Here is a 16,938-nt window from a genome sequence, read left to right as displayed (position 1 = left end):
CTAAAGACGCAGCACCGCCAGTAGCTCCGGCAGCGGCACAGTGGCGAAACCTATTGCGGCATCGCCGATACCGTAGGGCAGCACCAGGGTGTCGCCGTGCACCACGGCGCCACACGAATACACCACGTTCGGCACGTAGCCGTCCTGCTCGTCACTCTCGGGGCTCAGCAGAGGCTCCGGCAACCGACCGATGATCCGGGTCGGGTCATCGAGGTCGAGCAGAACCGCGCCGATCGAGTACGTCCGCATCGGACCGACACCATGGGTGAGCACGAGCCAGCCCGCGTCGGTCTCGATGGGTGCCCCGCAGTTGCCCAATTGCAGTGTCTCCCAGGCCTCTACCGGACGCTGGCAGGTCGACGCATCGCTCCACACCGAAAGGTGGTCGGAGTAGGCCAGGGTGTTCGATTCCCGGTCCGACCGGGACATCGCTGCGAACCGTCCGGATATCCGGCGGGGAAACAGCGCCAGGCCCTTGTTCGCGGCCGCCGCGCCGACCATCGGCATCGACGTGAACGAGCGAAAGTCGTCGGTCGTCAACAACTGCTGACGAATCTGCGATCCGCTGTACGCCGTGTAGGTGGCGTGGTAGGTGGCGGTACCGTCGTCGTCGACGAAGCGGACGAAGCGCGCGTCTTCCATGCCGGCCGCCTCGGCACCAGTTGCCGGCCAGAGCACATGCTCGGAAATGTCTGTGGCTGAGGAGAATTCGACAGCATACGACCGATCGGCGATATCCCGGATCAGCGCGATGGTCGCCGGCGCGTGCTTGCGGGTGCTGCGGTGGAGCAGCAGCTTGTCCACCTGTTCATCGAGGTCGGTGCGGGTGAACTGGTCGCCCAGCGCGTCGAGCACATAGTCGGCGGCCTCGCCGGCGTCGTCCAATCGGGCCAGCTCGCTGCGAAACACCACCGCGTCGAGCAGTGTCGGCACCACGGTGCCGACAGTGGCGACCGGAGCTCGATCGTCGATCGTGACGCAGCCCGCATGGTCCACGGTGCCCGTCCGAAACCCGATCGAGGACCGATGCCCCTCCCCGATTCCCCTGACGCTCAGCACAAATCGCAGACTGCCCGCGGCCACACCCGTCTGATCAGGGTGCGCGACGATGCTCGGATTGCACAGTGCTGCCCCCTCGATCGCGAACTCACTGGTGAATGTCGCACCCACCAACAACATTCGAGTCTCGGAGATTTTGGTGCCGGGCTCGAGGCGATCAGCGAGCTCGCGCGCATGGCGCCGAAAGGTACCAGCCAGATCACGGTGCCGGTGGTCGAATCGACGGACGACGCTGTCGAGCGCTGACCGCACGTCGGCCTCGTCCAGCGCCAGCACTCGCTGCAGCACGGCACCGGCGCGCGAATCCTGGACCTCGAAGCCCTCCTGCCCCGGAACGAACAGCCGGGTGATCACCCGTGCCGGGTCTGCGGTCAACCGCAGCCTGCTTCGTGTGACCAGCCCCGACCGCACTGCGGTCATTGGGACACCGTGACCAGGCGGCGGGCCTGCTGGAACGTGGACAGCACCGCGAGCGTCGACTCGGCGCCCTGGTTGAGGTTGACCCCGTCGGCCTGCAGTCCGTCGAATCCGCCGCCGGTTGCCGGATTCCACATCGTCGCTCCGACATCGTTCGTGCCTTGGAACCAGGCCGCAGCTGCCCGGACGGTGTTCGGCCAGAGCGCGCTGGCGTCCACATCGGAGGCGCGGGCGCACGCATCGGCCAGCGTGGCCACCTCGATGGGTTGCTGGTCGAATCCGGGCCGAGGATCGCCTGCCGCCCAGCCCCCGGCCGGGCTCACCGACAGGTGCCCGTCGACGGTCTCGCCATCGATCAGCCATTCCAACAGGTCCAGGCCGTGCTGGCACAGCTCCGAGTCGTCCCGGGCGACGCCGGCCGCGATCATCGCCTCGGGCAGTAGCGCATTGGCGTACGACAGCCGTGCCTCAGGCCATGGCCAATCCCGGTCGCCGTTCGGCTCTGCCACACCCGCGGCGTAGTCATCGATGAGGTGACGCGCCGCCGCATGGTCAGGATCGACGCTGAGCAACTCGGCGGCGCCCAGCGCCGCGAACGCCATCGCGCGCGGCCATACCGACCGGCCATGTGCGGCTCGCTCGAACTGGACCACCGACAGGCTGCGGACCAGACCGACATCGCTGTGCGCGGCGGCCGTGCCCAAGCCCCACAGGCAGCGTCCCCAGCAGTCCTCGAACGCGAAGTCGTCGGTCCAGCGACCGTGGCGGTCCATCCGGTTACGGCAGCCGCCGGCGAACGCCTGCGCCTCGTTGAGGAACTTCACGGCCAACCTGGCCAGTGCATGCACGGCGTCCCCGGCGTCAGGTTCGCGACTGGCAACGACCAGAACTCTGGCCATGTCGTCCGTGCAGTAACCGTGTTCCAGGCGCGGCTCGGCGCCACACGCATGCTCGAAGGTGCCATGCCGATCAGTCAACGCGAGCAGATGGTCGAACTTCGGGGACGGCACTATTGCAGCCACGTCCGCTCCGGTCGCTTGGTCAGAATCCGTTGCGCCAGAGCTTGATACGACCTGGCGATGATCGGCCAGGCCATCGACGGAGCCAGCCGGCGCGCCTCTGCCGACATCGCGCCGGCCAACCGAGGTTCGGTCAGTACCGTGCGCAGCGCCGTGCGGAGCGCGTCGGGATCGTCGTGCGCCACCACGATGCCGGCCCCGGTCGACAGCAGCTCGACCGCATGGGGGAAGGCCGTGGCGACAACCGGCCGGCCACTGGCGATGGTGTCGACCAAGACGCCGGACGTGGTCTGATCGGTGGAGTCATACGGCAGCACAACCACTGCTGCGGACAGCATCAGCGCGATCAACGACGGGATGTCGCGGTACCCGGCATCGAAGTGCACCGCATCGGCTACCCCGGTGCACCGTGCCTGCTCGATCCGGGCGTCGCGGTAGGCCTCGCCGTCGGCGGCGATCACCTTTGGATGGGTCTCGCCGGCGACCACGTAACGCGGCCGGCTGTTGAGCTGGTGTAGCCCGCTCATCGCATCGATGACGCGCTCGACCCCTTTGCCCGGCCCCAGCAGGCCCCAGGTCAGCAGCGTCGGCCGGCCGCCGCGTTTGGTGTAGCCATGAACCGGAACGGTCGCACCGTGCGGAATCGTGCTGATCTTCCGCCGCTCTACATCGAACCCGTGACGCAATTGCGCGCTCGCGGCGTCGGACAGCACCACCACCTGGTCGGCGAGCGTCACAATGGCCTCGAGTACCGACCGCTGATGCCGCGTCGGATGTTTCGGAATCGTATGTGCGACAACGATCGACGGGACCTGCAGGGCGCCGATGATGTCGACGACTTCATCGCCGTCGGGGCCGCCGTAGATGCCGTACTCGTGCTGGATCACGGCGACATCGCTCTGGCTGAGCAAATCCACCGCCGCTGCCGCTGACGACGCCGATCCGTTGGTCAGTTCCCCGACGACACGAGCGTCACTGGTGGATGACCCGTCTGCGACGCGAACCACACTGACATCAGCGCCGTTGACGGCCAACCCGCGGCTCAGTGCGGCGCTGAAGGTCGCCAGGCCGCATCGTGTCGGTGGATAGGTGCTCAGAATCCCGAAGCTCGGCAGGCCGGCACTCTGGTGACTCAGTACCGATGTTTCTGAAAATTGAAGACTGGCTTGCGATTTCATGGTGATCCCGTCGCGTGGTTGTCACCGAGGCGTGTCCGGCGCGAGCGGCTGCTCGGGGGAATGCAAGCGGCAAAAGGCTGACTACGCCCGCACTGACTGGGTTCCCAACCTCTTCCACGCTACACCCCCGAGCCCCTCCGAGCGGAGCGAGCAGCGGCCCTGTTGACCAGTCGTTGCAGTTCACGGCAGCAAACGGGTGTAGTGTGACAGGTGGACAGAACTCCAGTTGTTCGAGCCCAACGTATCGGTGACCCTTGATGCCTTCGGATCACCATGGCCGACAACTTGCCGACATGCCCGTCTGGGCGGCCGAATGCCAGAACCGAAGGCATACAACGTGTTACGCCAATGCGCCTGAGCCCGTTGCCACCGAGTAACCCACGGTGACAACGTAATTCGGCTGCGGTTGACAAACCGGACCTGAAACCCAGCGCGGACCAACGCGCTGCACTGAACTGACAATAGAAAGACCAAACATGAAACTCGCAAAAACCATGGCCCGCAAAGCAAAACGTGCGTCAGACGCCACCAAGAGCTACTTCGGCTTCAGCGTCGGCAACAATGGACCGTACGACGACGGACAGGCGCATCAAGCCTCCGCCGACACCGGACAGATGCGGGCCAAAATCCAACGGGCCTTCGACGTTTGACGCATTGCCGGTCATCGGCGCTCATCCGTGACTGACAGCCGTAGCGCCATCCGGGAATGCCAGCCGACAGATGGTCCGCACGGTCTGCAAGTACTGCCGAGTTAGCGAGCCGGTGGTGTAAGGCAGGTCGTACTTGTCACACAGCTGACGCACCCGAACACTGACCTGCGCCAACCGATTGCTCGGCAGATCCGGAAACAGGTGATGCTCGATCTGGTAGCACAGGTTTCCGCTCGAAAATGCCAGCACCCGACCGGCTTTGAAGTCCGCGGCTCCCAGCATCTGACGCAGATACCACTCCGCTCTGGTCTCGGACCGCAGGATCTCCGGGGCGAAGGTCTGCACGCCATCGGGAAAATGCCCGCAGAAGATCACCACGTACGACCACAGGTTGCGCAGCAGGTTGGCGGTCGCGTTGGCTGCCAGGGTTCGGCGCCAGCGGCGCAGACTGAGCGCGGGCACGACAAGGTAGTCCTTGGCGGTCTGTCGGGCGATCTTGATCAGCATCGCCTTCTTCACCACCTGCCTCGCGTCCTCCGTGCTGGCCCGTTCGGTTTCGGAATGAAATCCGTGGCGCGCGATACCCCATTCGAAGGCCAAGGCCAACAACATGTTTCGCAGAGGCTGCCACAGATATGCGGGCTTCCAGGGTTGATCGCGGGTCACCCGGAGTACCCCGAATCCCAGGTCGTCATCCACCCCGACCACATTGGTGAACACATGGTGGCGGTAGTTGTGCGAGTACCGCCACTGCGCCGACGGCCCCACCATGTCCCACTCCCAGGTGCTTGAGTGGATTTCCGGATCGTTCATCCAGTCCCATTGACCGTGCGAAACGTTGTGCCCAATCTCCATATTCTCAACGATTTTCGCGTACGCCAACGCCGCCGAGCCCACCGCCCAACCGACCCTGGACCGACTCCGGGCGATCTGGAGCCGCGCCACGATGTCCAGAATCCGCTGGAATGTGATGACGCGACGGATATAGGCCGCATCTTTCGCACCGAGGGAGTCCTCGACGTCGGCGCGAATGGTGTCCAGTTCAGCCCCGAACGCCTCGACGTCCGCTGGGGTCAGCCGCGCGTACGCGGCAATATCATTGATAGACAAAGGAATTCCCGGTCCGTCTACGCGCGGCAGCGGGTCTTGGCCACCTAGGGTGTGTGTCACCACCAGCCTATGCCCCAGCACGCAACGGCGCCACATGGGCCGTCAGTAGCCTTGACTACTGCATTGCCTGCCTGTCTGCGGTGCGCGTATGGTCGGAAGATAGGGACCATCCAGGCCCCCGAACAAAGGGGCCAGTCATGTCTGACAAATCTCCGCGCCAGAGTATGTCCAAGAAGCCCGGCAAGTCGCTCAAAGAGAAACGCGCGGAAAAGCGCGCCAAGACGGACCCGGCGCCGGTCGAAGGCGTGCTGCACTCCAAGAAGCGCTGACACAGGGAACAACAAAGCAGGCCAACGCTTTTCGTAGTGCGTCACTGACAGCCTGGACGCCGGACGCGGCAGTTTCACCGCGTCCGCGTCTGGCTGTCTGTGCGAATTTCTCTGCCTTCCAATCCATTTCGATGCCCTATCGCAGGTGAACGTCCGGCGGTTCGGACCACATTCCGCTAGGAGTCTGCTGAATTAATCCCGCGTGGCGGGCGGTGGTTGACCTGGGATTTCGCCGATAATTGGTGGGTGCAGGGTCGATCTGATGATCAGCGTGAGTTGTTGGATGCTGAGTCGGTGGCGGGGCATCTACTCAAGCCGGACAGCATGTTTGCGTTCCTGGCAGCCCATCGCCGTGAGTTGTTCCCGGAGGGAATGTTCACCGATCTGTTCCCGTCACGACGCGGGCGTCCAAGCGTGCCGGCTGAGGTGATGGCTTCGGTGATCACGTTGCAGGCCTTGCACGGTCTGTCCGATAACGAGACGGTGGACGCGGTGACCTTCGATCTGCGGTGGAAAGCGGCGTGCGGGTTGCCGATCACGGCGGCAGCGTTTCACTCCACCACGTTGACCTATTGGCGGCGCCGGTTGGCCGCCTCCGATCGCCCGGATCGGATCTTCGAAGCGGTCATAGAGGTGGTCACCGCGACCGGGGTGCTGGCGGGCAAAACGCGGCGCGCCCTGGATTCCACAGTTCTCGATGATGCGGTGGCCACCCAGGACACCGTGACGCAGTTGATCGCCGCGATCCGCCGGGTCGGCCGTGAGGTGCCCGGCGCGGCGGAGGTGATCACCGCTCATTGCACCGCTCATGACTACGCCGATCCGGGTAAACCGGCCATCGCCTGGAACGATCAGCGGGCCCGAGAAGCGTTGGTGGACAGCCTTGTCGGTGATGCGCACCGGCTGTTGGGGCACCTACCCGAGCAAGAGCTCGGGCCGCGGGGCGCCGAAGCGGTCGCCTTGTTGGCGTTGGTCGCCGGCCAGGACGTCGAACCGGCCCCGGGCTCGGACGGCACCGACGGGCGGTGGCGCATCGCCCAGAAAGTCGCCCCCGACCGGATTATCTCGACCGTCGACCCCCAAGCCCGCCACGTTCACAAGACGGTGCACCGCCGCCAAGACGGCTACAAAGCCCACATCGCGATCGAACCCGATACCGGGATCATCACCGACTGCGCCCTGACCGGGGCTAACGGCCCGGACAACCACGAAGCCACCGTCGCGGTAGCGCTGCTCGACGGCGAATCCACCCCGGTGACGGTGCTCGCCGATTCGGCGTATGGCACCGGCGAATTGCGTGCCGAACTGGCCGACCGTGGCCACCTCGATCGGGTCAAGTCCGCGCCGGTACGTCCCGCCATCGCCGGCGGGTTCACCATCGATGACTTCAAGGTTGATCACCGCAGCGGCATCGCGGTGTGCCCGGCCGGGGTGAGCCGGCCGATCAGCAAGGCCGGCTGGGCCACCTTCAAGACCGCCTGCACCGGCTGCGTGCTGCGGGCCCGCTGCACCACCGCCGCGGCAGGTAAAGCGCTGCATGTCGGCCCGCACGACGCCCTGCAACGCGCCGCGCGCGTCCGATCACGAAATCCGGAGTGGCTCAACGAGTATCGACAGCATCGACCGATGGTCGAACGTTCCATCGCCTGGCTGACCCGAGGCAACCGAAAAGTCCGCTACCGCGGCACCACCAAAAACGACCACTGGCTACACCACCGATCAGCCGCACTCAACCTCCGACGGCTGATCACCCTCGGATTGACCCACACGGGCACCACCTGGGCCATCGCCTAACAAGACCGGGCATTGCCACCCGCGTCACCAGATGTCACGCTCAATACGGCGGCGTCACCCTCGAATTGTCGACCCTCAGGTCTGACTCGCAACACACACGCGCCACCGAGCGCCCTTGAGACACTCCACCCCAAACCCGCCTTATTCAGCAGACTCCTAGCCCAGTGCTGCCATAGCGCTGGCGGCACCTTGTCGATATCAGCGTGGCCGGGCCGTCGAACCGGCCGCGGGCTGAGGCAGGCCGACCCCGGCCAGGACGCCACGATCGCCTGTCACCGATGAATCGAGTCATCGGTAACCCCATGACTCGATTCACCCACTGAGTGCGGGCGGTGGGACTCGAACCCACACGTTCTTTCGAACACGGGCACCTAAAACCCGCGCGTCAACCGATTGCGCCACGCCCGCGCGACCCTATGAGGATAGCGGTACAGCGCCGCCCAGAACTTGTCGGACCACCGTCATATGTTGATGACAACGATTGACGGAGGCTCCGTGCGCAATCTCGACGAGTTCGATCACGTTCAATCCCTCATCGCGACCGGCATGAACGACTGCGCGATCTCGCGCGAGACTGGCGTCCCGCGCTCAACCGTCCGTGATTGGCGAGTACGACCACCAACGACCCTGGTCAAACACGATCGTTCGTCGCCGTGCGGGGTCGTGCACGAATTCACCTTGCTGCCCGCCGCGCCGTACGCATATCTGTTGGGTCTCTATCTCGGTGATGGATGTATATCCCGTACGAGAAAGGTATGGAGACTTCGGATCGCTCTCGACGAGAAGTACCCCACGATCATCACGCGCTGCCGCGAGGCAATCGATGCCGTGATGCCCGGCCAACACGCTGCGACAGTCCAGAAGAAGGGCTGCGTCGAGGTGTACTTGTACTCAAAGCACTGGCCCTGCTTCTTCCCGCAGCACGGCCCAGGCAGGAAGCACGATCGTCGTATTGCGCTCGACGAATGGCAACGTGACCTCGTCGACCAGGCGACCGAGGAATTCATCGTCGGTCTCATCCACAGCGGTGGCTGCCGCGTCGTCGCCAACGACCGCGGCGTCATGAGCGTCCGCTACCACTTCACCAACCTGTCCGAGGACATCGTCAACCTGTTCACGGGCGCGCTCGACCAACTCGGCATCCACTGGCGGCGGTCGTCGAGGAAGCAACTGTCGATCTACCGCAAAGCAGACACCGCTCGTCTCGACGAATTCATCGGCCCGAAGTCCAGACTGGTGCCGTGGCCGTGTGTCCAACGTCCGGCGTCGTAGCCCGGCCGCGAATCGCAAACCGCACGTCACGCGCGGTACCGTTGCTTTATGTCCACTACACGGCGTAGGAGGCCGGCGCTCATCGTGCTGGTGACCGTCGCTGCCCTGGGCTGCATGGCCCTGGCCTGGTGGCAGTGGTCGCGGTTCCAGTCCAGCGCCGGCACCTTCCAGAACCTGGGCTACGCGCTGCAGTGGCCGATGTTCGGCGCATTCTGCTTCTACGGCTACTACAAGTTCGTCCGCTACGAAGACGAGGGCCCCGTCGCGCCGTCGACCGATGGGCCCACCGAGATCCCCGAGGGTCTGCTCCCCGAGCGCCCCAAGGCGGCCAAAGACACCGCGGACCCGACCCTCAACGAGTACAACGCCTACCTCGCCGAACTGGCCGAGAACGACAAACAGGACAGGACCACCACATGACCGAGTCGCAGCCGACCACCCTGTCGAAAGACACCATCCGCAAGGCCCTGATCGCCTACCGCGTGATGGCCTGGGCGACCGGTATCTGGCTCATTGCCCTCTGCTACGAGTTGGTCGCGCACTACATCTTCAACGACGCCAGCCTGAACTGGATCGGCATCGTCCACGGCTGGGTGTACTTCGCCTACCTGCTCTGCACGTTCAACCTGGCGGTCAAGGTCCGCTGGCCCCTCGGGCAGACCATCGGCACGCTGTTCGCCGGCACGGTCCCGCTGCTCGGCATCATCGTCGAGCACTTCCGCACCGAGGACGTCAAGAAGCGCTTCGACCTCTGACCGGTCTCAGCCGAGGTGCTTGAGGACCTCGGCGGCCAGCTGCTCGCCCCGATCCTCCTGCAGGAAGTGCGACGCACCTTCGATCCGCACTTGCTCGGCCACGGTCGGGATCAGGTCGACGAACGCCTCGCCCGCGCGCGGATACGGGAACACCGGGTCCTGATCAGAGAACGCCACCAGCGCGGGCTTCTCCCAGCGCGACAGTGCGTCGGTGACCGCGCGCATCTCCGTCGCACCCGCGGCGTCTTCGGTGATCGGCACCAGCAGCGGGAACTGCGCGGCGCCGGCCTTGGACTCCGCCGTGGGGAACGGCGCGTCGTACGCCGCGACGATCTCGGGTGACAGCTCCGTCGTCGTCGCACCCTGAATCACGAAACCGACGGGCAGGTCCGGATTGGCCTCCGCGAAGGCGCGCCAGGCCATGAAGCCCTTCGATACCCGGCCGGTGAACAGCCCCGTGTTGAAGATCGCCAGCGCCCCAACCTGATCCGCGTTCTCCGTTGCCCACCGCAAGCCGATCGGCCCGCCCCAGTCCTGCACGATGGCGGTGGCGTCGTGCAGATCCAGACCGCCCAGCAGCCGGGTCACCAAGTCGACGTGCCGGTCGTAGCTGTACCAGCGCCGGTCGGTCGGCTTGTCCGAGCGGCCGAAGCCTGCATAGTCCGGCACGATCACGCGGTGCCCGGCGTCGACGAAGGCGCCGATCATCTTGCGGTACAGGAACGCCCACGTCGGCTCGCCGTGGAAACAGACGATGGGCTTGCCGTCGCGCGGTCCCTCGTCGAGGTAGTGCAGCCGCAGCCCGTCGATGTCGACGTAGTTCGGCGCGAAGTCATAACCCGGCAGATTCACGAAGCGTTCGTCCGGGGTGCGGAAAATCTCAGTGGTGGTGGCGGTCATGTCGTCAAGCTAGCCATAGTTGACCGACCGGTCAACTACTAATTACGATTGTCAGGTGCCCCGAAGTTCAGATGCCCGCGAACGCCTGGTGGCGACCGCCGCCCGCCTCTTCCTCGAACGCAGCTACCAGGCCGTCGGCGTCGATGAACTCTGCCGCGCGACCGACATCAAGAAGGGCAGCTTCTACCACTACTTTCCGTCGAAATCGGAACTCGGCAAAGCCGTTATCGACTTACACGCCAAGGCCTTTCAGCGTCAACTGACCGGCTCACCCACCGCGACGCCCGCCGAAAAGCTGCACGCCGTCCCCGACGCCATCGGCGTCATCCAGTCCTCGCTCGAAGCGCAATTCGGCCGGGCGGTGGGCTGCCCCTTCGGCAACTTCGCCGCCGAACTGTCCACCACCGACGACGATCTCCGCGCCCATCTCGCACACACCCTGGCTGCGATGCAGCACCACATGGCACTCGTGTGCCAAGAAGCCCTGGCTGACGGAACCCTGCGGCCGGGCACCGATCCCGAGCAGCTCGCCCATGCGCTACTCGCGCAGTATCAGGGCATCATCCTGCTGGCCAAGCTCAACGATTCCGGCGTCGCGCACCTGGCACCTGCACTGCACGCTTTCATCGACGGCTACCTGACCAATCCAGCTTCCGCCGAACGCAACTAGGCGGCGGTAATTCGGCCTGAAAACCGCCTTGCGGTTGCGGTCGGAAAGCCCGGAGCCATCGCTACGACGCCCGCATCTCAGTGGGCCACAGTCTCTCCGCCTCGTCCCGTGGGAATCGCCAGGCAATATCGTCAACCGCACCCCGCGAAGCACGACCGTTGATGAGCCGATGCAGTACGACGCCAGCCGGGTCGCGCGCAGTCACCCGAATGACGAGCCAACCCACCTCAACCATGCACTCGATCCTCGCGATGTCTCGACGAACTGCATCCGGATCGGTGTGGTGCACACCCTCGTACTCGATTGCGATCTTCAACTCCGGCCATGCGAAATCGACAACCCCGATCAGCGCTCCATATTCGTTGTAGATCGGGTACTGACTCTCCGGCTTCGGAAGCCCGGCCCGAATGATCAACAGCCGCAACGCCGTTTCCCTGGGCGACTCGGCTTTCGGGTCAACTAGTGCAATCGTCTTCCGCGCCTGGCGAATCCCCCGCTGTCCACACTGACGCTCCGCTGCCGTCTCAATATCAGCCACCGTCAGTCGTGCTGCGCGAGCCAACGCATCAATGGCAGCGACGGCAGCATCCTCCGGAAGTCTTCGGGCCAAATCAACCGCGGTGCGTACTGGAGTCGTCAGCCGCATCTCGCCGATGCAGCACACCTCGTCGTCGGGTGGGATGTCTCGCCACAACACGACACCGCGCTCACTGCGGCAGTAGCGGTCACAGATGTAGGCGGGTACTTCGGGCCCGATGAACCTGGCCCCATGCAACGCGGCCGCCGAGAAACCCGCGAGCACTCCCCGGCGTTTGGATCGCAGCCACACCGCCTTTGCTCGCATGATCGCGGTCGGCCTCGTACCTCTCGGCACGTAAACGTCCTTGTGCACAGCCACAAAGTTCGTCCGCAACTGATGACGAGTCAGGCGGCCCGCAGATAGGGCTTCGCTCCCGATAAATGGCTCCCCCACCACGGCAGTGTGCCCAGCGGATCGCGAATCTCGCCAGCATCGGCGGGCGCAGCCTGTGGATAACCCGCGGATGGTTCCCCAACGCAACTGTGTGGCGGAAAAACAGCCTGAAAATCGCCCTGCAATTGCGTTGGACGACGGCAGTGCGCCGGCCGCTCTCAGGAACCAGCCAACTCCCGCAGCGCCGGCACCAACTGCGCCAACGCCCGTCCGCGATGGGATGCGGCATCCTTCTCGGCAGCAGTCAGCTCCGCCGCGGACACCGAACCACCGGCAGGGACGAACACGGGGTCGTACCCGAACCCGCCCGAACCCCGCGGCTCCCGCGCGATAGCGCCGGGCCACTCACCGCGAACTACAACAGAACCCGCAGCCGAAACCAGCGCGCAGCACGACACGAACGCCGCGCCGCGGCGCGAATCCGGTACATCCTGAATCTGGCCGAGAAGCAGCGAAAGGTTCGCCGCATCGTCCCCGTGCCGCCCGGCCCACCGGGCCGACAGCACCCCGGGCATGCCGTTCAACGCATCGACGGAAACCCCGGAATCATCTGCGATGCAAGCGATTCCGGTGGCCGCAAAGCCATCACGAGCCTTGGCCAAGGCATTCTCTTCGAACGTCGCCCCGGTCTCGGGCGCCTCGGGATACTCGGGCACATCAGACAACGACAACAACCTCAGACCGACGACACCCGCGGCATCGAGAACGCGCTGCAACTCGACAAGCTTCTTCGCATTGCGGGAAGCAACGAGTAGGTCAGGCACCAAATGCCTTCTTGGCCGGGCCGGACGACTCCGGCAGCACGCCCGGGTACGGCAGCTCCAGCGCCTCACGCTGCAGCGCGAACAACTGGTCGCACGCGGCCAAAGCCGCGTCCAAAAGCTTGTCCAGCGTCGACCGCGGGAACGTCGCACCCTCGCCGGTGCCCTGCACCTCGACGAGAGTCCCGGTATCCGTGGCGACGACGTTCATGTCGACCTCGGCGCGCGAGTCCTCGGTGTAGGGCAGGTCCGTGCGGACCCGGCCGTCGACCACACCGACCGACACGGCGGCGATCGCACACGACAGCGGGCGCGGATCCTTCAAGCGCCCGGCCGCGGCCAGGTAGGTGACGGCGTCGGACAGCGCGACGTACGCGCCAGTGATCGCCGCGGTGCGGGTACCGCCGTCGGCCTGCAGCACGTCGCAGTCGATGGCGATGGTGTTCTCGCCGAGGGCGCTGAGGTCGATGCACGCGCGCAGCGAGCGGCCGATCAACCGGCTGATCTCCTGGGTCCGTCCACCGACGCGGCCCTTCACCGACTCGCGGTCGGAGCGGTCATGCGTGGCGGCCGGCAGCATCGCGTATTCGGCGGTCAGCCAGCCCAACCCGGAGCCCTTGCGCCAGCGTGGCACCCCTTCGGACACCGAGGCGGTGCACATGACCCGCGTCTCGCCGAACTCCACCAAGACCGACCCTGCCGGGTGCTTGGTGAATCCTCGGGTGATCTTTACCGGGCGGAGCTCGTCGTCAAGGCGACCGTCTTCTCGTCTGGACACCCGACAACCCTAGCGGGCCGCCCAAAGCGGGGCCCCGACTTGCCCAAGTCTTACCGGCGGGTGATGTCGAACGACTCGTTGCAGACGACGCCGTGCACAGGTCCGTCGAACTCGGCCTTGGCCTCGCTGATGACGTCTTCGCGGGAGGTCCACGGCGGGATGTGGGTCAGCAGGAGCTCTTTGACCCCGGCTTCGCGGGCGGCGCGTCCCGCCTCGGTGCCGGACAGGTGCAGCTTCGGCGGGCGGTCGGGCGAGTCGGTCCACGACGCCTCGCACAGGAACACATCGGCGCCGCGGGCGAGATCAACCAACGCGTCGCAGTAGCCGGTGTCAGCCGAGTAGACGAGCGTCGCGCCGGACGGATCGGTGAACCGCATGCCGTACGACTCCGTCGGGTGGCACACCAGTCGCGGCGTCACGGTCAGCGAGCCGATCTCGACGTCTTCGCCGTCGACCCAGACCTTGATGTCGAAGATGTCGGTGATGTCGTCGATCTCGCCGCCCTCGGGCGACGACGCCGCACCGAGCCGGTGCCAGGTGGCCGCCGGACCGAACATCAGCGCGCGACCAACGGGAGGATTCGGGTGATACCGACGCCAGACGAACAGCCCGGGCAAGTCCAAACAATGGTCGGCGTGCAGATGTGACAGCAATATATTTACGGCGCCCGGATCAGCATGCCGCTGCAGTGCACCGAGTACCCCGCCGCCGAAGTCAATAACCATCGGCGTGGTGTCCGGAGCGGTCAGCAGATAGCCCGAGGCCGGAGAATCCGGCCCACCCACGCTGCCGGAGCAACCGAGAATGGTGAGGCGCACACCCCTAGCTTGCCACGTCAACACGTCCTGCGACGAAAAGACGGCACCTTTAGGCGGCCAGTTTCTCGATTGGTCCCGAAAGCGATACCGATCACGCTTCCGGCAACACCGCGCGCGGCGAATTCCAAATTCAGCAAATTACGTCGGAATCGACGGCAGGGCTGAACCCTTACGCCGTTCGCGCGCTTCTCTTTCTGGACTACTCAGCAAATACGCAGCAAGCACGCCGGCGAGGCCACCGCACAGATGGCCCTGCCACGACACGCCGAATGTGCCCGGCAGCGCGCCCCACAGCACACCGCCATAGACGAACAACACGATGATGCCGACGATGATCTGCCACGCGTGCCGAGTGAAGAACCCGAACACGATGAGGAACGTCAGCCAACCGAAGATCAGCCCGGACGCCCCGATGTGGACGGACTCCACACCGCGCGGCGCGCCGATGTTGCCGATCAGCCAGGTACCGAATCCGCCGAGAATCCAGATGATCAACGTCGCCCCGAGGAACCGGCCCATGCCGGCGAGCGTCACCAGGAACCCGAGCACCAGGGCCGGGCCGGTGTTGGCGATCAGGTGCGCCCAGTCGGCGTGCAGCAGCGGCGCCCACAAGATGCCCCAGAGCCCGTCGGTCTCCAACGGCCGGATGCCGTCCTGATTCAGCCGCTGCTGATGCAGCGCATCCCAGCCTTCGATGAGCCAGAGCAGCCCGACGAAGCCGACGATGGTGACGCCGCCAACCTTCCACGTCGCAGGCGGCTGCGGCTTGGATGAGGTGGTCGACAGGTCCGAAGTCATGCGCGATCCGCTCCGCTACTCGCTGACGTCATACCCCCAGGCTACCGGCGGAACGCCTCAGCCGAAGGCTCCTGGCAGCAGGTCGCGGTAGGTCGGAATATCGGCAATCGACTCGGCGGCCAGCACCCCGACCATCACGGCGGTCGCGAGCGCGTCGGCGGCGGCCGCCCCGATCTCGGAGATGAGGCGCGTTTCGGGGTTCATCTGTTCCGGTGTCGCGGGGTCCGGCTCGATATGGACCCGTCCGGTCGCGAGCGCGAAGACGGTGTCGCCGTCGACGGCGGTGTGCGCCGGACGGATGGTGTGGGCCAGCCCGTTGTGCGCGGCGACGGCCACCTTCTTACAACCGGCCGGGCTGAGCGCGGCGTCGGTCGCGACGACGGCGATGGTCGTGTTGAGCGGCTTCGGGTCTTTCACCCGGGTGTGGTACGCCTCGATCTGGTCGGGCGGCGGAGACTTCAGCCCGAACCGGGCGATCTGGTCGGCCGCCCACGGCAGTCCCGTCTGCGGGTCGACGACGTGGCCGGCCGCATTGACGATGACGAGCGCACCGACGGTGACGCCGTTCTCGAGCGTCACCGAGGCCGTCCCGAGCCCACCTTTGAGCGCGCCCGCCCGCGCACCGGCGCCCGCGCCGACGTTGCCCGTCGGCACACCCGTGCCGGCCTGGGCCACTGCCTGGTAGCCGAACTCGGCCGTCGGCCGGTTGGCCCACGCCCCCACCGGCAGATCGAAGATCACTGCACCCGGCACGATCGGCACCCGTCCACCGGGCATCTTCACGCCGCGGTCGTGTTCCTCGAGCCAAGTCATGACGCCGTCGGCCGCGGCCAGCCCGTAGGCGCTGCCGCCGGTGAGCACGATCGCGTCGACGTGCTGCACGCTGTTGGACGGGTCGAGCAGGTCGGTCTCGCGGGTGCCGGGCGCTCCCCCGCGGACGTCGACCGCGCCGATGGTTCCGGGCGGCGCCAGCACGACGGTGGTGCCGGTGGCCCACCCGCCGCCCAGGGAGGCGTCTTCGATGCGGTGGTGATTGCCGACCAGGATGCCGGCGACGTCGGTGATGGAGCCCGTCACCGCTCGTCCAGCAGGCTCAGCACCAGGTACTCCTGCAGATACGTCAGCCACTGATACACCTCCAGATGCCCCGCCATCGGATGGTCCGGCGAAAGACGTTGCGGCCCATCGGGTCCGATGTCGAGCATCGCGCCGAGCGCCAGCCGCACATCGTTGATCGCGGACGCCCAGCCCTCCGCCTGCTCCTCGGTCAGCTCGAACTTGCCGGCCGGTTCCGGCAACGAATCCAGAAGCCGTTGGGCGGCTTGTCGTTTGGCGTCCACGATCGTCGGCTCGTGCAGGCTGCGCAGGGCACCGTTGAGGCTCTCACCGGCGGCGCGGCCATCCGGATGCGTGGCCGGATCGTGGTAGAAGTCCGGCAGGAGCCGGCGCATGGTGTCGTCATCAGGGGCCTGCGACGGCCCGATCTTCATGCCGGTCAGCTCGGCGAGTTCGTCACGCGGTGAAGCGGATTCGCGATCATCGAGCATCTCGACCAGCGAGCCGACCAAGTTGCGCAGCATCATGACTTCGTGCGCTTCCAGGCCGGACCTGATGCGCACACCCGACGACGTGTTGACCCGCTTCCACTTGCGCATCG

General features: G+C 65.7%; 19 protein-coding genes and 1 tRNA gene. 7 read left to right on the top strand and 13 right to left on the bottom strand.

Translation table 11 applies throughout. From position 1 onward, the window contains the following. The 3 genes from TL10_RS01575 to TL10_RS01565 are packed head-to-tail and all read right to left on the bottom strand — an operon-like array spanning position 1 to position 3,673. The gene (locus tag TL10_RS01575; RefSeq protein WP_043984235.1) at positions 1-1,479 is read right to left on the bottom strand and encodes a glycoside hydrolase family 130 protein; all 1,479 of its coding nucleotides are present in this window, start codon (positions 1,477-1,479) and stop codon (positions 1-3) included. Continuing rightward, entirely contained in the window at positions 1,476-2,498 is a 1,023-nt protein-coding gene (locus TL10_RS01570; RefSeq protein WP_043984233.1) for a hypothetical protein, read from the bottom strand. The genes TL10_RS01575 and TL10_RS01570 overlap by 4 nt, the downstream gene beginning before the upstream one ends. Further along, positions 2,486-3,673 (bottom strand): glycosyltransferase, encoded by a 1,188-nt coding sequence (locus tag TL10_RS01565; RefSeq protein WP_043984230.1) that lies wholly within the window; start codon positions 3,671-3,673, stop codon positions 2,486-2,488. The genes TL10_RS01570 and TL10_RS01565 overlap by 13 nt, the downstream gene beginning before the upstream one ends. Before the next feature lie 476 nt (positions 3,674-4,149). Here TL10_RS01565 and TL10_RS31120 point away from each other — a divergent pair, with 476 nt between their 5' ends. Beyond that, the gene (locus TL10_RS31120; protein WP_157850338.1) at positions 4,150-4,323 is read left to right on the top strand and encodes a hypothetical protein; all 174 of its coding nucleotides are present in this window, start codon (positions 4,150-4,152) and stop codon (positions 4,321-4,323) included. 21 nt (positions 4,324-4,344) lie between these two features. Here TL10_RS31120 and TL10_RS01560 read toward each other — a convergent pair whose 3' ends face one another. Next, on the bottom strand, positions 4,345-5,433 hold the full coding sequence (locus TL10_RS01560) for a fatty acid desaturase family protein (protein ID WP_043984229.1): 1,089 nt from the start codon (positions 5,431-5,433) through the stop codon (positions 4,345-4,347). Between the two features lie 197 nt (positions 5,434-5,630). Between TL10_RS01560 and TL10_RS31905 the strand changes: the two genes are divergently transcribed. Together TL10_RS31905 and TL10_RS01555 are read left to right on the top strand one after the other, a co-directional pair. Then, positions 5,631-5,762: a hypothetical protein gene (locus TL10_RS31905; RefSeq protein WP_260973477.1), complete on the top strand. Its 132-nt coding sequence runs from the start codon at positions 5,631-5,633 to the stop codon at positions 5,760-5,762. Between the two features lie 246 nt (positions 5,763-6,008). Then, entirely contained in the window at positions 6,009-7,556 is a 1,548-nt protein-coding gene (locus TL10_RS01555) for an IS1182 family transposase (protein ID WP_043984225.1), read from the top strand. Positions 7,557-7,880: 324 nt separating this feature from the next. On the opposite strand, the gene TL10_RS01550 is transcribed toward TL10_RS01555, so the two are convergent. Beyond that, positions 7,881-7,964 (bottom strand) — tRNA-Leu (locus TL10_RS01550). A gap of 87 nt (positions 7,965-8,051) precedes the next feature. Between TL10_RS01550 and TL10_RS01545 the strand changes: the two genes are divergently transcribed. The 3 genes from TL10_RS01545 to TL10_RS01535 are packed head-to-tail and all read left to right on the top strand — an operon-like array spanning position 8,052 to position 9,583. Then, positions 8,052-8,828, top strand: coding sequence for a hypothetical protein (locus tag TL10_RS01545; RefSeq protein ID WP_234711343.1), 777 nt, complete (start codon positions 8,052-8,054; stop codon positions 8,826-8,828). Between the two features lie 48 nt (positions 8,829-8,876). Further along, entirely contained in the window at positions 8,877-9,248 is a 372-nt protein-coding gene (locus tag TL10_RS01540) for a hypothetical protein (RefSeq protein WP_043394539.1), read from the top strand. Then, entirely contained in the window at positions 9,245-9,583 is a 339-nt protein-coding gene (locus tag TL10_RS01535; RefSeq protein ID WP_043394541.1) for a DUF3817 domain-containing protein, read from the top strand. Before TL10_RS01540 ends, TL10_RS01535 begins: the two co-directional genes overlap by 4 nt. Before the next feature lie 6 nt (positions 9,584-9,589). Here TL10_RS01535 and TL10_RS01530 read toward each other — a convergent pair whose 3' ends face one another. Beyond that, positions 9,590-10,483, bottom strand: coding sequence for a haloalkane dehalogenase (locus TL10_RS01530; RefSeq protein WP_043984221.1), 894 nt, complete (start codon positions 10,481-10,483; stop codon positions 9,590-9,592). Positions 10,484-10,538: 55 nt separating this feature from the next. Between TL10_RS01530 and TL10_RS01525 the strand changes: the two genes are divergently transcribed. Continuing rightward, positions 10,539-11,153: a TetR/AcrR family transcriptional regulator gene (locus tag TL10_RS01525; protein ID WP_043984218.1), complete on the top strand. Its 615-nt coding sequence runs from the start codon at positions 10,539-10,541 to the stop codon at positions 11,151-11,153. 61 nt (positions 11,154-11,214) lie between these two features. Here TL10_RS01525 and TL10_RS01520 read toward each other — a convergent pair whose 3' ends face one another. The 7 genes from TL10_RS01520 to aosR all read right to left on the bottom strand — a co-directional run bounded on the left by TL10_RS01520 (position 11,215) and on the right by aosR (position 16,936). Then, entirely contained in the window at positions 11,215-12,126 is a 912-nt protein-coding gene (locus tag TL10_RS01520) for an endonuclease domain-containing protein (protein WP_234711342.1), read from the bottom strand. Between the two features lie 158 nt (positions 12,127-12,284). Beyond that, positions 12,285-12,890, bottom strand: coding sequence for an RdgB/HAM1 family non-canonical purine NTP pyrophosphatase (gene rdgB, locus TL10_RS01515; RefSeq protein ID WP_043984217.1), 606 nt, complete (start codon positions 12,888-12,890; stop codon positions 12,285-12,287). Further along, positions 12,883-13,665 (bottom strand): ribonuclease PH, encoded by a 783-nt coding sequence (gene rph, locus TL10_RS01510; RefSeq protein ID WP_043394550.1) that lies wholly within the window; start codon positions 13,663-13,665, stop codon positions 12,883-12,885. The genes rdgB and rph overlap by 8 nt, the downstream gene beginning before the upstream one ends. A gap of 50 nt (positions 13,666-13,715) precedes the next feature. After that, positions 13,716-14,483 (bottom strand): cyclic nucleotide-degrading phosphodiesterase, encoded by a 768-nt coding sequence (locus TL10_RS01505; protein ID WP_043394551.1) that lies wholly within the window; start codon positions 14,481-14,483, stop codon positions 13,716-13,718. Positions 14,484-14,621: 138 nt separating this feature from the next. Further along, complete coding sequence (locus tag TL10_RS01500) at positions 14,622-15,281, bottom strand: rhomboid family intramembrane serine protease (RefSeq protein ID WP_043984214.1); 660 nt, start codon at positions 15,279-15,281, stop codon at positions 14,622-14,624. 57 nt (positions 15,282-15,338) lie between these two features. After that, entirely contained in the window at positions 15,339-16,358 is a 1,020-nt protein-coding gene (locus tag TL10_RS01495; protein ID WP_043984213.1) for a P1 family peptidase, read from the bottom strand. Beyond that, complete coding sequence (gene aosR / locus TL10_RS01490; RefSeq protein WP_043394554.1) at positions 16,355-16,936, bottom strand: oxidative stress transcriptional regulator AosR; 582 nt, start codon at positions 16,934-16,936, stop codon at positions 16,355-16,357. Before aosR ends, TL10_RS01495 begins: the two co-directional genes overlap by 4 nt. Positions 16,937-16,938: the final 2 nt, after the last annotated feature.

The organism is Mycolicibacterium llatzerense, from assembly GCF_000878195.1.
Lineage (GTDB): Bacteria > Actinomycetota > Actinomycetes > Mycobacteriales > Mycobacteriaceae > Mycobacterium > Mycobacterium llatzerense.
The sequence above is the reverse complement of the archived record's forward strand: the minus strand, read 5'-3'. Positions and strand labels throughout refer to the sequence as shown.